Origin of the sequence: Streptomyces sp. NPDC006512, from assembly GCF_040611935.1 — a bacterium.
Lineage (GTDB): Bacteria > Actinomycetota > Actinomycetes > Streptomycetales > Streptomycetaceae > Streptomyces.
Window position 1 is genome coordinate 1 of the sequence record NZ_JBEXPG010000003.1, and the last position, 13,693, is coordinate 13,693.

13 protein-coding genes are annotated in these 13,693 nt (G+C 71.0%); 8 read left to right on the forward strand and 5 right to left on the reverse strand.

All coding sequences use genetic code 11. From position 1 onward, the window contains the following. Positions 1-78: 78 nt before the first annotated feature. A complete protein-coding gene (locus ABZZ17_RS02635) occupies positions 79-828 on the reverse strand; it encodes a hypothetical protein (RefSeq protein WP_356871169.1) in 750 nt (249 codons plus the stop codon). Between the two features lie 223 nt (positions 829-1,051). Here ABZZ17_RS02635 and ABZZ17_RS02640 point away from each other — a divergent pair, with 223 nt between their 5' ends. The 7 genes from ABZZ17_RS02640 (at position 1,052) to ABZZ17_RS02670 (ending at position 7,462) form a co-directional block, all read left to right on the forward strand. After that, positions 1,052-1,657: a phosphatase PAP2 family protein gene (locus ABZZ17_RS02640; protein WP_356871171.1), complete on the forward strand. Its 606-nt coding sequence runs from the start codon at positions 1,052-1,054 to the stop codon at positions 1,655-1,657. A 29-nt stretch (positions 1,658-1,686) separates the two neighbouring features. Continuing rightward, on the forward strand, positions 1,687-2,592 hold the full coding sequence (locus tag ABZZ17_RS02645; RefSeq protein ID WP_356871173.1) for an A/G-specific adenine glycosylase: 906 nt from the start codon (positions 1,687-1,689) through the stop codon (positions 2,590-2,592). A gap of 218 nt (positions 2,593-2,810) precedes the next feature. Then, a complete protein-coding gene (locus tag ABZZ17_RS02650) occupies positions 2,811-3,371 on the forward strand; it encodes a SigE family RNA polymerase sigma factor (protein WP_356871175.1) in 561 nt (186 codons plus the stop codon). A 65-nt stretch (positions 3,372-3,436) separates the two neighbouring features. Continuing rightward, positions 3,437-4,090: a hypothetical protein gene (locus ABZZ17_RS02655; RefSeq protein ID WP_356871177.1), complete on the forward strand. Its 654-nt coding sequence runs from the start codon at positions 3,437-3,439 to the stop codon at positions 4,088-4,090. A gap of 13 nt (positions 4,091-4,103) precedes the next feature. Next, positions 4,104-4,817 carry a two-component system response regulator CseB gene (gene cseB, locus ABZZ17_RS02660; RefSeq protein WP_356871179.1) on the forward strand — a complete coding sequence of 238 codons (714 nt, stop codon included), beginning with the start codon at positions 4,104-4,106 and terminating at the stop codon, positions 4,815-4,817. Continuing rightward, positions 4,814-6,130: a two-component system sensor histidine kinase CseC gene (cseC, locus tag ABZZ17_RS02665; protein ID WP_356871181.1), complete on the forward strand. Its 1,317-nt coding sequence runs from the start codon at positions 4,814-4,816 to the stop codon at positions 6,128-6,130. Before cseB ends, cseC begins: the two co-directional genes overlap by 4 nt. Before the next feature lie 141 nt (positions 6,131-6,271). Continuing rightward, a complete protein-coding gene (locus ABZZ17_RS02670; protein ID WP_356871183.1) occupies positions 6,272-7,462 on the forward strand; it encodes a LamG-like jellyroll fold domain-containing protein in 1,191 nt (396 codons plus the stop codon). Positions 7,463-7,530: 68 nt separating this feature from the next. On the opposite strand, the gene ABZZ17_RS02675 is transcribed toward ABZZ17_RS02670, so the two are convergent. Further along, complete coding sequence (locus ABZZ17_RS02675; protein ID WP_356871185.1) at positions 7,531-8,157, reverse strand: M23 family metallopeptidase; 627 nt, start codon at positions 8,155-8,157, stop codon at positions 7,531-7,533. A gap of 953 nt (positions 8,158-9,110) precedes the next feature. Then, complete coding sequence (locus ABZZ17_RS02680; RefSeq protein WP_356871187.1) at positions 9,111-11,636, reverse strand: ATP-dependent Clp protease ATP-binding subunit; 2,526 nt, start codon at positions 11,634-11,636, stop codon at positions 9,111-9,113. A 451-nt stretch (positions 11,637-12,087) separates the two neighbouring features. Between ABZZ17_RS02680 and ABZZ17_RS02685 the strand changes: the two genes are divergently transcribed. Beyond that, positions 12,088-12,675 (forward strand): SCO3374 family protein, encoded by a 588-nt coding sequence (locus ABZZ17_RS02685; RefSeq protein ID WP_356871189.1) that lies wholly within the window; start codon positions 12,088-12,090, stop codon positions 12,673-12,675. Here the strand turns inward: ABZZ17_RS02685 and ABZZ17_RS02690 are convergent. Continuing rightward, entirely contained in the window at positions 12,654-12,995 is a 342-nt protein-coding gene (locus ABZZ17_RS02690) for an Lsr2 family protein (RefSeq protein WP_356871191.1), read from the reverse strand. The genes ABZZ17_RS02685 and ABZZ17_RS02690 overlap by 22 nt on opposite strands. Before the next feature lie 165 nt (positions 12,996-13,160). Further along, on the reverse strand, positions 13,161-13,691 hold the full coding sequence (locus ABZZ17_RS02695; protein ID WP_356871193.1) for an amino-acid N-acetyltransferase: 531 nt from the start codon (positions 13,689-13,691) through the stop codon (positions 13,161-13,163). Between the last annotated feature and the right edge of the window lie 2 nt (positions 13,692-13,693).

Here is a 13,693-nt window from a genome sequence, read left to right on the forward strand (position 1 = left end):
AGGAGTATCCCTTGATCGCTCTCGAGCGACAGGTCCAGGAATGGTTCGAAGAAGCCGAGTCTTCATCAGTCCCTGCCGTCAGTCCTGCTTCAGGACGAAGGAGGTCTGCGCCACCGGCATGCCCGGGGTCTTGACCTCGACCACGTAGGTGTCGGGGGTCGCGCTTCCCGCGGGCGGCGTCTGGCACTGGTCGGGGGCGCTGAACTTGCGGTCCCATTCCAGCGACTGCGTCGTCTCGCCCTTCGCCGGCACCCGGAAGAAGGCGTTGGCGGCGCCCGTCGGGCAGTCGCCGGAGGACCAGACGGCCTTGGCGCCGGTCGCCTGAAGGATGGTCAGGACGGCCTGCTTCGGGCCGAGTCCGACCTTGCAGGTACTGCCGGAGATGTTGCGGACGAGCAGTTCGAGACGGGGCTTCTCGTTCGTCTCGTACTCGTTCTTGACGCTCTTGACCTCCCACTGGAGGGCGCCCGGGGCGCACGTGGGCAGCGGGGAGTCCGCCGGCACCTGGGCCGGGCCGCCGCCGCCCGGGCCCGCCGAGCCGCCCGAGCCGGAGCTGCCGCCGGTTCCGGTGCCGCTTCCGGGTTCGCCGTTCTTGCCGGCACCGCCCGCGCCGCCGTCGGAACCGGAACCCGTACCGGTACCCGGTTCGGTACGCCCGCCCGGGGCCTGACTGATCGCCGGACCGGACGGTGCCGGGCCCGCCGTGATCGTCCCCTGGGGGCCGGAGCCGTCGCCGCCGTTCTTGCCGTTCGTACTCGACTTGCCCGCGCCGGAGCTGACGGCCCATACGGCGAGGAGCGCGAAGAGCGCGACAACTGACGCCAGCACGGCCCTCCTTCGCCAGTAGATGGAGGAGGGGAGCGGCCCGACCGGATTGCGCATAGATCCCACGCACCGAACCTTACGAGAACTCCCGCCGCGATCAGCGCCCCCCATGCCGCGCAACCGGAGGGTTTTGCCGATGATCATCCTGGAGGCCTAGAGCGGATCGTAAAATTCCGGCCAAGGGTCTGATGCGGCCGTGATCTTCCGTTGAGTACGGTCTGTGACCATGGACAGCTCCGACCTCTATCGCGACATCACCGACTTCGCCCATGACACGCCCCCTTGGGTGCAGTCGGCCTTCGAGGTCTGGACCGAATACGGGCTCCTGCTCTTCGGCCTGCTCTTCATAGCCGTGTGGTGGCGCTCGCGCGGGCGGGACGACCGGGCCGTCGCCCTCGCCGTGCTGGCGCCGCTGGTCACCGCCTTGACGTACGTCGCCTCCGAACTGGTGAAGTCGACCGTCGACGAGGAACGGCCCTGCCGTGCCGTGGCCGGGGCCGCCGCCTCCCTGGTCGCCTGCCCGGAGTACGGGGACTGGTCCTTCCCGAGCAACCACTCCGCCATCGCGGGCGGCGCGGCCGTCGCCCTCGCCCTGGCCGCGCCCCGCCTCGCGCTGCTGACGCTGCCGGTGGCCGTGCTGATGGCCTTCTCCCGGGTGTACGTCGGGGTGCACTACCCGCACGACGTGGGCATGGGCCTGCTGCTGGGGGCCTCGCTGGGCGCCCTCCTGATGGTCGCGCTGGCCGGTGTGATCAGTCGGATCGTGGCCGCCGTACGGGCGAGCCGTGCCCCCGTGGCCGTCTGGTTCACCGGTCCGGGCCCGGCGCGCTGAGCCCGAAACGTGCCAGGATGCCGTCTGCCATGACTGCATCCACCACTTCTTCCCCCGACGTCTCCCACGCGCTGCACTCCCCCGTCATCGCGTGGTTCGACGAGCACGCCCGCGACCTGCCCTGGCGCCGCCCCGAGGCCGGCCCCTGGGGGGTCATGGTCAGCGAGTTCATGCTCCAGCAGACCCCCGTCAGCCGGGTCCTGCCGGTCTACGAGCAGTGGCTCGCCCGGTGGCCCCGGCCGGCCGACCTGGCCGCCGAGGCCCCCGGCGAGGCCGTCCGCGCCTGGGGGCGGCTCGGCTACCCCCGCCGGGCCCTGCGCCTGCACGGCGCGGCCACGGCCATAACGGAACGGCACGGCGGCGACGTACCGCGCGAGCACGCGCAGCTGCTGGCGCTGCCCGGGATCGGCGAGTACACGGCCGCCGCGGTGGCCTCCTTCGCGTACGGGCAGCGGCACGCGGTGCTGGACACCAACGTCCGCCGGGTCTTCGCCCGCACCGCGACCGGCGTCGAATACCCGCCGAACGCCACCACGGCCGCCGAACGGCGCCTGGCGCGGGCCCTGCTCCCCGAGGACGAGGCGACGGCCGCCCGCTGGGCTGCGGCCTCGATGGAACTCGGCGCCCTCGTGTGCACCGCCAAGAGCCCGGACTGCGTCCGCTGCCCGGTCGCGGGGCTGTGCGCGTGGCGCCTCGCCGGGAAGCCCGCGCACGACGGACCGCCGCGGCGCGGCCAGACGTACGCCGGGACGGACCGCCAGGTGCGCGGCAAACTGCTGGCCGTGCTGCGCGACGCGGTCGGTCCGGTTCCGCAGGCGGTCCTCGACGCGGTGTGGGACGAGCCCGTGCAGCGGGCCCGGGCCCTGGACGGGCTGGTCTCCGACGGGCTGGTGGAGCCGCTCGCGCAGGGCATGTACCGGCTGCCGCAGAGCTGACCGCCCGGGCGGTCGAGAACTCCTCGATCCCGGCTCGTAGCTGACTCAACTATTCCGCTTCGGGCCGGGAAACCGCAGCTCACAGCCGCTGTTACACAACCTACGGCTGTCCGTGCGTCCACCGAAGGCTGACCCGCACAGTGCCGTGACAACCCGTCCGTACCTTCGGATCCGTAAGACGGCGGAGAGCGGTTGGACGGCAGCGGAGGCGGTCAGAGATGGCGCACGGCGAGGTACTCGGATTCGAAGAGTACGTACGCACCCGGCAGGACGCGCTGCTGCGCAGTGCCCGGCGCCTGGTCCCCGACCCCACCGACGCCCAGGACCTCCTCCAGACGGCCCTGGTGCGCACCTACGGCCGCTGGGACGGCATCGCCGACAAGTCCCTGGCCGACGCCTACCTGCGCCGCGTCATGATCAACACGCGGACCGAGTGGTGGCGGGCCCGCAAGCTCGACGAGGTCCCCACCGAGCAGCTCCCCGACGCCTCCGTCGAAGACGGCTCCGACCAGCGCGCCGACCGCGCCCTGCTGATGGACATCCTCAAGGTGCTCGCGCCCAAGCAGCGCAGTGTGGTCGTGCTGCGACACTGGGAGCAGATGAGCACCGAGGAGACGGCCGCGGCGCTCGGTATGTCGGCGGGAACCGTGAAGAGCACACTGCACCGCGCACTGGCCCGGCTCCGGCAGGAGCTGGAGAGCCGGGATCTGGACATGCGCGCGCTCGAACGCGGCGACCACACCATCCGGTACGAGGGGCGGGAGCGGTGCGCGGCCTGAACGGCCAAGAACTGAGTGACAGAGGTTCCCCCCCGGCAGGCGCCGGGAGGGGACCGCTCGTACTGGTGTCGGCGGGGACGATCGTCCTCGTCGGCACCGTGCTGTTCGCGGTCGGCTGCTCGACCGGCGGCAGCGGGCTGCGCGACGGCGGCCCCGCCCACACCGACACCGTGGCGCGCACGGGCCGGCCGACGGACGGCGCGGACCCCGCGCCGGTGCCCCCCGGCCACGCCCCCGCGTCGGCCTCCGGCAGCCCCCTGAAGAAGGTCGACCCGGTCGCCCTCCTCAAGGCGGACCCCAAGGTCAGCCCGGCGATCAAACGGGACCTCAAGCCCTGCACGGGCAAGGAGTACCCGATCGACGTGAGCTACGGGAAGGTCACCGGGAACGGCACCGCCGACGTCATCGTCAACGTCCTGTCGTGCGCGGACGCGCTCGGGCTCGGCTCGTACGTGTACCGGGCCGACGGCGGGAAGTACGAGAATGTGTTCTCGGACGAACAGTCTCCCGTCTACGCGGAGATCGACCGGGGCGACCTGATGCTCATCAAACAGGTCTACGGCAAGGGCGACGCACTGGCCTATCCGTCCGGCGAGGACGTGATCACGTACCGCTGGAACGGGGAGAAGTTCACCGAGCAGGACCGTGTGCACACCGAGTACAGCAACGTGGTCGACGGCGGGGGCCAGCCCGCACCGGCCCTGACGCAGAAGAACTGAAGTGAGGCTGGGCATGGCCGAGACCCATGTGCTGTTCGTGGAGGACGACGACGTCATCCGCGAGGCCACGACCCTCGCGCTGGAGCGCGACGGGTTCGTGGTCACCGCCATGCCCGACGGGCTGTCCGGCCTGGAGTCCTTCCGGGCCGACCGGCCCGACATCGCGCTCCTCGACGTGATGGTGCCGGGGATGGACGGCGTGAGCCTGTGCCGCCGCATCCGCGACGAGTCCACCGTTCCCGTGATCATGCTGTCGGCGCGCGCCGACTCCATCGACGTGGTGCTGGGCCTGGAGGCGGGCGCCGACGACTACGTCACCAAGCCCTTCGACGGCTCGGTCCTCGTCGCCCGCATCCGCGCCGTCCTGCGCCGCTTCGGCCACGCCGGCGGACCGCAGAACGGCGGCCCGAACGGCTCCGGCGAGGGGCAGACCGGGGAACGCGGCGTACTGTCCTTCGGCGACCTGGAGGTCGACACCGAGGGCATGGAGGTCCGCAGGGCGGGCGCTCCCGTGGCGCTGACGCCGACCGAGATGCGGCTGCTGCTGGAGTTCTCCTCCGCGCCCGGCACCGTGCTCTCGCGCGACCGGCTGCTGGAGCGCGTCTGGGACTACGACTGGGGCGGCGACACCCGTGTCGTGGACGTCCACGTCCAGCGGCTGCGCACCAAGATCGGTCAGGACCGGATCGAGACGGTCCGGGGCTTCGGATACAAGCTGAAGGCATGAGGCGCTTCACCCTCCGTACGGGAATCCGCTGGAAGATCACACTCGCCATCGCCGCCGTGGGCGCCCTCACCGCGGTCGCGCTGAGCCTGGTCGTGCACAGCGCTGCCCGCGTGTCGATGCTGGAGAGCGCCCGCGACGCCGAACTGGAGCGCGTGCAGTACATCGCCACGCGCAACACCGACATGGGCCGCAAGCCCATCTGGGGCGCCAAGCTCAACGACCCGGAACTGCCCGCGCAGCTGCGGGAGAAGGCCCGTTCCGGACGGCGCGGCACCTACGTGCAGGAGAGCCCGCGCAAGGCTCCGGAGGTGTGGGCCGCCGTACCGCTCGGCAACGGGCAGGTGCTCTCCCTGCACCACCCCTTCCGGGAGAGCGCCAACATGGTGCGCGACCTGGACCGGGCGCTGGTCATCGGCTCCCTCTCCGTGGTGATCGGCGGCTCCGCGCTCGGGGTGCTCATCGGCGGCCAGATCTCGCGCCGCCTGCGCAAGGCCGCGGCCGCGGCGCAGCGGGTGGCGCACGGGGACCCCGAGGTGCGGGTGCGGGACGCCGTCGGCGGTGTCGTACGGGACGAGACGGACGACCTCGCGCGGGCGGTGGACGCCATGGCGGACGCCCTCCAGCAGCGGCTGGAGGCCGAGCGGCGGGTCACCGCGGACATCGCGCACGAGCTGCGGACCCCGGTGACGGGCCTGCTCACAGCTGCGGAACTGCTGCCTCCTGGCCGGCCCACGGAACTCGTACGGGACCGGGCTCAGGCGATGCGGGCGCTGGTCGAGGACGTGCTGGAGGTGGCCCGGCTGGACAGCGCGTCCGAGCGGGCCGAGCTCCAGGACGTGGCGCTGGGCGAGTTCGTGAGCCGGCGCGTGTCGGCGCTGATGCCGGAGGCGGGCGTACGGATCGTCGCCGACGAGATCGTCAGCACCGACCCGCGCCGGCTGGAGCGGATCCTCGGCAACCTCCTGGCCAACGCCGCGCGGTACGGGCAGCCGCCCGTCCAGGTCGACATCGAGGGCCGGGTCGTACGCGTCCGGGACCACGGGCCGGGCTTCCCCGAGGCCCTGCTCCGGGAGGGGCCGAGCCGCTTCCGGACCGGGTCGACGGACCGGGCGGGCGTCGGGCACGGGCTCGGCCTGACCATCGCGGAGGGCCAGGCCCGGGTCCTGGGCGCCCGGCTGACCTTCCGCAACGTCGCGGCGCCGGGCGGCGGCGAGGGCGAGGGTTCCGCGGCGGGTGCGGTGGCGGTGCTGTGGCTGCCGGAGCACGCGCCGACGGCGACGGGGAGCTTCCCGATCATCCAGCTGCCGGGGTGAGCCGGTCCGCCGGTCCGCCGCCCGGCGGGACGCCGGACCGCGTACGGCACGGGTGTCCCGGGATGCGGGAGCGCGGGTCCGCCACCGTTTCGCGGGCGGCGGCCGTTCGTTCGGCCACGGCGATGTTTTAGCATCCGTGCCATGACTGACGGTACGGATCGCCCCCACGGCCACCAGCCCGACCCCGCCGCCGGGAGCGGCGGCGGCTACGGATTCCCGCAGGGGATACCCGGCGGGTACGGGCAGCCCGGCTCCGGCCTGCCGGGTTCCGTACCGCCGAACCCCTACCAGCAGCCCCCGCAGGGTCAGGGGCAGCCGCAGCCCGGGCAGCCCCTCGGGGTGTTCCCGCCGGCGGACCCGTTCCCCCCGGCCGAACCGTTTCCGCCCGCCGAGCCGTTCGCACCGGGACCGGAGGCTTTCGCTTCGTCCCCGCAGCCGGACTGGCAGGCGCTGGCCGACCGCACCGAGGCGCAGCAGCGCAAGCGGCGGCTGCTGACGATCGGGATCGGATCGCTCGCGGTCGTCCTGGTCGCGGCGGGTACGGCGTTCTTCCTGCTCCCGGGTTCCGACCAGCCCGACGACAAGCCGACGACGGCGGCCTCGGGCTCGCCGAGCCCCTCCGGCGAGGAGGAGCCGCCCGAGTCGAAGGCTCCGGAGGACGACTCCCCCACCGTTGCCGGTGAGCCGAACCTGCTGCGCGACCGCAGCGGCAAGATGGGCATCGCCCTGGGACCGGGCGCCTCGCTCGGCGAACTGGCCAAACGGACCGAGGTCAGGTTCAAGGGCACGGCCGACTCGTACGCGCAGGGCGCGGAGGCGGCCGTGGACGTGACGAAGAGCTTCACCGTCTCCACCCGCGCCTACAACGTCGCCGAGAACGGCTCCCGGATGGCGGTGAGCCAGGGCGACGGGGACTCGTACTCGTTCGAGCTGGGCTTCGAGGTGGTGAACGGCAAGAAGGCCTGGGTGTTCCGCGTCCAGACCGGCGACAAGGGCCAGGCGGCCACGGCGCAGCAGGTCGTGCTGGACAACGTCGACACCGTGCGGAACTGGGCCCTGCTGACGGGGACGTACGACGCGGAGAAGAAGACGATCGCGCTCTGGGTGGACGACAAGCCGGCCGGCCAGGCGCAGGTGTCGGGCATCTGGGCGGGCCCCGGGCCGCTCCAGCTGGGCCGGGCGCGCCACCACGGCATCTGGAGCGCGGCGTGGGACGGGCCTCTCGACCACATCCGGATCTTCGACCAGGCGCTGGGCCAGGAGCAGATCACCGGCCTGAAGAACAACAAGCTCGACAAGAAGACGAAGCCGACGCACTCCTGGCTGATCTGACCCGGCCTGCCCCCGTCTGACCCGCCGCCAGGACCGGTCGTCCGGGTTCCTGGCGGCCTCCGTGCCGCTTAGAGGCTGACGCCGGCGCTGCGCAGGAAGGTCACCGGGTTGATGGCCGAGCCGTAGTTCGGGGTGGTGCGGATCTCGAAGTGCAGGTGCGGGCCGCTGGAGTTGCCGGTGTTGCCGGACAGCGCGATCCGCTGGTCCTTGCCGACCTTCTGGCCGATCTTGACCTGGATCTTCGACAGGTGCGCGTACTGGGAGTACTTGTTGTTCGCGTGCTTGATCACGACGGCGTTGCCGTAGGCGGGGCCGTCGCCGCCGCCGTTCGGGCCGGCCTTGACGACGGTGCCTGCGGCAGCGGACTTGACCGGGGTGCCGACCGGGACGGCGAAGTCCTGGCCGGAGTGCTTGTGCGACCACATGCTGCCGCCCTTGCCGAAGGTGGCGGAGAGCGTGTAGCGGTCGAGGGGCTTGTCCCACAGACCGGACTTCTTGGCGGCGGCCTTGGCGTTGGCGGCCTGGGCCTGCGCCTGGGCCTGAACGGCCACCAGCTCGGCGGTCGCGGACAGGGTGTTCGGGGTCTCGTCGGCGAAGGCCGCGTTCGCTCCGGCCCCGAGAGCCAGCACCGCACCGAGACCGGTGGCGACGGCGGCGATACGGGTACGACGGTTGCTGACGCGGTTCGCGGACATGTGGAGACCTCCGAGGCCGGGGACAAGGGCGTGGTTCGGGCAAGAAAGGACCCGGCGGGGCGGCTTGGAGCCGTCGGTGCCGGGCTTGCCCATCCTTGGTAACCCGGGGGCCCCGGCTTCCCCAAACACCGCCGTTACTACCCGGACTCGTAGGTAAGCGGAGGCGAATCTTCCTGTTGACGCCCCCCAGGCTGGGCCTGGACAGGGACAAATCGGGCGCCAAAATCTACGAGAGGTCCTAGTAGGTCCGATTTGCCCTGTGCGGCTTGTCACCGGCCGCGGGACCCCCGCCCCCTTGTATCCAGGACCAGTTGAGACCTGGGTCACTGCCCGCGGGAGCCCCTGACCGCAGACCCCCCACCCGGGCGTGGCGCCGACCACCGCACCGCGGCGGGCTCGAAGGCGCGGCCGACGCTACGGGAACGGCCGGCCCGACGGACCCTCGCCCCACCCTGCACGCCCCCGGCGGCGTCCCCCTGACCGCCTGGACGGAGTCCGCCCGGGCCGGGGGACGGGGGCGGGACAGGGCGGCCTCCCCGGCACAGCGGGCCGGGGCCGCTGGCCGGCCCTCCCCGCCATAGCGGGCCGGGGGCCGCTGGGCCGCCACCTCCGCCGCGCGGGGCGGCCCGGACGGCCGTGTCCCCGCGTCCTGCGCCTGCCAGCCCCCCATCCGCGCCCCGGCCCGCCACGGCGAGGCGCCTGACCGTCCCCGGGGGCTTCCCGGGGCCCGCGCCGCCTCCCCGCCTGCCGGAGCCCCGCCCGGGAGCGGCCCGGCCCCTCGCCGCCACCCCCCGCGTCGGCGGAGCCCGGCGCGGGAGCCGGCCCGGCCGCCACCCCCGCGGCGGGACAAGCCGTACGTCACGGCTCCCGGCGCCCGCCCACGGCAAAAGGGGCGGCCCCGGGACTCTTCAGTCCCGGGGCCGCCCCTTCGTACTGCTACCAGCGGCTAGCGCTTACGCGCCCTTGGAGAGGTCCGGGCCCGAGCCCGTCGCCTCGATCGGGGGGAGGTCGGGCAGCGCCGACTTCTCCTCGCCGCGGAAGGTGAACTTGGCTTCGTCACCCTCACCCTCCACACCGACGACCACGATGTGACCGGGACGCAGCTCGCCGAAGAGGATCTTCTCCGACAGCAGGTCCTCGATCTCACGCTGGATGGTCCGGCGCAGCGGGCGCGCACCCATGATCGGGTCGTAGCCGCGCTTGGCCAGGAGCTGCTTCGCGTCACCGCTGAGCTCGATGCCCATGTCGCGGTCCTTGAGGCGCTCGTCCACCTTGGCGATCATCAGGTCGACGATCTGGATGATGTCTTCCTGCGTGAGCTGGTGGAAGACGACCGTGTCGTCGACGCGGTTCAGGAACTCGGGCCGGAAGTGCTGCTTGAGCTCTTCGTTGACCTTCGCCTTCATCCGGTCGTAACCGGTCTTGGTGTCGCCCTGGGCGGCGAAGCCCAGGTTGAAGCCCTTCGAGATGTCCCGCGTACCCAGGTTGGTCGTCATGATGATGACCGTGTTCTTGAAGTCCACGACCCGGCCCTGGGAGTCGGTCAGGCGACCGTCCTCCAGGATCTGGAGCAGGGAATTGAAGATATCCGGGTGCGCCTTCTCGACCTCGTCGAAGAGGACGACGGAGAACGGCTTCCGGCGGACCTTCTCGGTCAGCTGGCCGCCCTCTTCGTAGCCCACGTAGCCGGGGGGCGAACCGAAGAGACGCGAAACCGTGTGCTTCTCGCTGAACTCCGACATGTCGAGGGAGATCAGCGCGTCCTCGTCGCCGAAGAGGAATTCGGCGAGCGTCTTGGAGAGCTCGGTCTTACCGACACCGGACGGGCCGGCGAAGATGAACGAGCCACCGGGACGCTTCGGGTCCTTCAGACCCGCACGGGTGCGGCGGATGGCCTGGGAGAGCGCCTTGATGGCGTCCTTCTGGCCGATGACGCGACGGTGGAGCTCGTCCTCCATGCGCAGGAGGCGGGAAGACTCCTCCTCCGTGAGCTTGAAGACGGGAATGCCGGTCGCGGTCGCGAGGACTTCGGCGATGAGCTCGCCGTCGACCTCGGCGACGACGTCCATGTCGCCGGCCTTCCATTCCTTCTCGCGCTTGGCCTTCGCGGCGAGCAGCTGCTTCTCCGAATCACGGAGGGAAGCCGCCTTCTCGAAGTCCTGGGAGTCGATGGCCGACTCCTTGTCGCGGCGCACGCCCGCGATCTTCTCGTCGAACTCGCGGAGGTCCGGCGGTGCGGTCATCCGGCGGATGCGCATCCGGGAGCCGGCCTCGTCGATCAGGTCGATCGCCTTGTCCGGCAGGAAGCGGTCCGAGATGTACCGGTCCGCCAGCGTCGCCGCCTGGACGAGTGCCTCGTCCGTGATGGAGACGCGGTGGTGGGCCTCGTAGCGGTCGCGCAGGCCCTTGAGGATCTCGATCGTGTGGGGGAGGGAAGGCTCCGCCACCTGGATCGGCTGGAAGCGGCGCTCGAGGGCCGCGTCCTTCTCGAGGTGCTTGCGGTACTCGTCCAGCGTGGTGGCACCGATGGTCTGGAGCTCACCACGGGCCAGCATCGGCTTCAGGATGCTCGCGGCGTCGATCGCGCCCTCGGCGGCGCCCGCACCCACGAGGGTGTGGAGCTCGTCGATGAACAGGATGATGTCGCCGCGGGTGCGGATCTCCTTGAGGACCTTCTTCAGGCGCTCCTCGAAGTCACCGCGGTAGCGGGAGCCCGCCACCAGTGCACCCAGGTCCAGGGTGTAGAGGTGCTTGTCCTTGAGGGTCTCGGGCACCTCGCCCTTGACGATCGCCTGGGCCAGGCCCTCGACGACGGCGGTCTTGCCGACGCCGGGCTCGCCGATGAGGACCGGGTTGTTCTTGGTCCGGCGGGACAGCACCTGCATGACCCGCTCGATCTCCTTCTCGCGCCCGATGACCGGGTCGAGCTTGGATTCGCGAGCGGCCTGCGTGAGGTTGCGGCCGAACTGGTCGAGGACGAGCGAGGTCGAGGGCGTACCCTCGGCCGGGCCGCCTGCCGTGGCCGACTCCTTGCCGCCTCCGGTGTAGCCGGAGAGCAGCTGGATGACCTGCTGCCGGACTCGGTTGAGATCGGCTCCCAGCTTCACGAGGACCTGGGCGGCGACGCCCTCGCCCTCGCGGATCAGGCCGAGCAGGATGTGCTCGGTGCCGATGTAGTTGTGGCCGAGCTGGAGGGCCTCGCGGAGCGAAAGCTCCAGGACCTTCTTCGCCCGCGGGGTGAAGGGGATGTGGCCGGACGGGGCCTGCTGCCCCTGACCGATGATCTCCTCAACCTGCTGGCGAACAGCCTCGAGCGAAATCCCGAGGCTCTCCAGGGCCTTAGCGGCGACACCCTCACCCTCGTGGATCAAGCCCAGGAGGATGTGCTCGGTGCCGATGTAGTTGTGGTTGAGCATCCGGGCTTCTTCCTGAGCCAGGACGACAACCCGCCGCGCGCGGTCGGTGAACCTCTCGAACATCGTTTATCGCTCCTCAGAGCGGTCGGGCAGTTCGGGGTCGGTCCCCGCCCTGTCCTTCCGCATGCTAGTCCCGTGAGGCGGGACAGCTCATTCCAACTGCCGACATCCGTCCACGGCTCACCCCCACGTCGGTGAGGAAAACCGGCTGTAAGAGCCGACTACTGCTCCAACCCGATCCTGCGAGACGATGTTCCCGCAGGCCAGGCAGATACCCGTCACACGTGTACGCCGATGGCGAACGGAAGCCGCCCAAATCAGCGTGTCGCCCCGATCCACTAGGAATGTCTTACCCGTCGGGACTGACACTCCATGCCGGTGGGCACGGTTCCCTCCGCTACGGGCGAACACGCTTGTGTCCCGAATGTGGGACTCCACTCTGCGGACGTTTACGTTCCGCATTGTTTCCGGCGCGTTGCGTAACCCCCGAGCCTTCCGCGGAGTTGCTTCGGGCATGGCCGTCAGCTCCGCCTGCGTACCGCCGCCGCGCGTCCCGCCCGAGCAGGACGCGCCCACCCCTTCCCCGTGGTCCCACTGGTACGAGCGGGTCCTCGGCTGGACGCTCGCCGGCGGGTCTCCCGCACGGCTCGCCACCGGGCTCCGGTTCGACGTATTGGAACTGCCGGCCGACGCCGGGGCCGAACTGCTGCGCCGGCCCCTGCGCACCGGTCCGGTCGCCCTCACAGGGCGCAGGATGTGCTTCCTGGTGGCTCCGGGCGGTGCCGACGAGCTGGAAGGCCTGCTCGACTGGCTGGAGTGGGGCGGGGTGGCCCTCGACCTGACCGGCGTGGGTGCCGGGGGCGGGATCACCGCCCCGGTACCGCCGGGCTGGCCGCAAAGCCCTCAGGGGGCCGCCGTGTGGCTGCGGCCCCCCGAGCTGGGGTGCGAGGCATCGCTGCCGTCCCTGCCCGCTCCCGGGCAGGGCACCGGTCCCGGACGGAGCTCCGGTACCGGTCTCGTACGACTGGTGGCCGCGGCGGCGACGGAATGCCACCGCGCCCGCCTGACGAGGCGAGCGCCTCAGCCCTTGGCGTTCTCGTAGGCCTCGCGGATCTCGGCCGGGACGCGGCCGCGGTCGTTCACGCTGAGCCCCTGGGCCTTGGCCCACGCGCGGATCTCGGCGGTGTCCGGGCTGCCGGACGAAGCCGCGGCGCGACCACCCTTGGCACGGCCGGCGGAAGCACGTCCGCCGGTGCGGCGGCCGCCCTTGGTGTACGGGTCGAGCAGCCCGCGGAGCTTTTCAGCGTTGGCGGTGGTGAGGTCGATCTCGTAGGTCTTGCCATCCAGAGCGAACGTCACGGTCTCGTCCGCCTCGCCACCGTCGAGGTCGTCGACAAGAAGGACCTGAACCTTCTGTGCCACCGGATTTCCTTTCATCGAAAATGCAGTACGCGGAAAGGAAACCGCTTTTGCCAGGAAAACACAAACCCCCGGCGAGAGGTTCAGGACCTCAACAGGGCGGGAAACGTACGCGATTCGGACATAGGCCACAGGCCCGGGGGGCCCTGAAAAAGCGGCCTTGATCGATCACAGGTGCAGAAGCATCCGGCTGTTGCCCAAGGTGTTCGGCTTCACTCGTTCGAGACCGAGGAACTCGGCGACGCCCTCGTCATAGGAACGCAGGAGCTCCATGTAGACATCGGTCTCGACCGGGGTCTCGCCGATCTCGACGAAGCCGTGCTTCGCGAAGAAGTCCACTTCGAAGGTCAGGCAGAATACCCGGCTCACCCCGAGCAGGCGGGCGGTCTCCAACAACTTGGCGAGCATCTGATGCCCTACCCCGGAGCCCTTCAACTCGCGGTCGACGGCGAGTGTGCGCACTTCGGCGAGGTCTTCCCACATGACGTGGAGCGCCCCGCACCCCACGACCTGGCCGTCCCCCTCGCGTTCCGCGACCCAGAACTCCTGGATGTCCTCGTAAAGGACCACGGGGGCTTTGTCGAGCAGGATCCGCTGCTGCACGTACTGGTCGAGCAGGCGGCGCAGCGCCGGAACATCACGGGTGCGCGCGCGGCGGATGGTCACTGTTTTCTCGTCTGCGGCGGAAAGCTCTCCCATAC

Bases quoted from the DNA above. Each gene is read 5' to 3' on its own strand.
- ABZZ17_RS02650 (WP_356871175.1), top strand. From the start codon at position 2,811: ATGGCGCACGGCGAGGTACTCGGATTCGAAGAGTACGTACGCACCCGG.
- cseC (WP_356871181.1), top strand. From the start codon at position 4,814: ATGAGGCGCTTCACCCTCCGTACGGGAATCCGCTGGAAGATCACACTC.
- ABZZ17_RS02645 (WP_356871173.1), top strand. From the start codon at position 1,687: ATGACTGCATCCACCACTTCTTCCCCCGACGTCTCCCACGCGCTGCAC.
- ABZZ17_RS02680 (WP_356871187.1), bottom strand. From the start codon at position 11,636: ATGTTCGAGAGGTTCACCGACCGCGCGCGGCGGGTTGTCGTCCTGGCT.
- ABZZ17_RS02685 (WP_356871189.1), top strand. From the start codon at position 12,088: ATGGCCGTCAGCTCCGCCTGCGTACCGCCGCCGCGCGTCCCGCCCGAG.
- ABZZ17_RS02675 (WP_356871185.1), bottom strand. From the start codon at position 8,157: ATGTCCGCGAACCGCGTCAGCAACCGTCGTACCCGTATCGCCGCCGTC.
- ABZZ17_RS02695 (WP_356871193.1), bottom strand. From the start codon at position 13,691: ATGGGAGAGCTTTCCGCCGCAGACGAGAAAACAGTGACCATCCGCCGC.
- ABZZ17_RS02670 (WP_356871183.1), top strand. From the start codon at position 6,272: ATGACTGACGGTACGGATCGCCCCCACGGCCACCAGCCCGACCCCGCC.
- ABZZ17_RS02640 (WP_356871171.1), top strand. From the start codon at position 1,052: ATGGACAGCTCCGACCTCTATCGCGACATCACCGACTTCGCCCATGAC.
- cseB (WP_356871179.1), top strand. From the start codon at position 4,104: ATGGCCGAGACCCATGTGCTGTTCGTGGAGGACGACGACGTCATCCGC.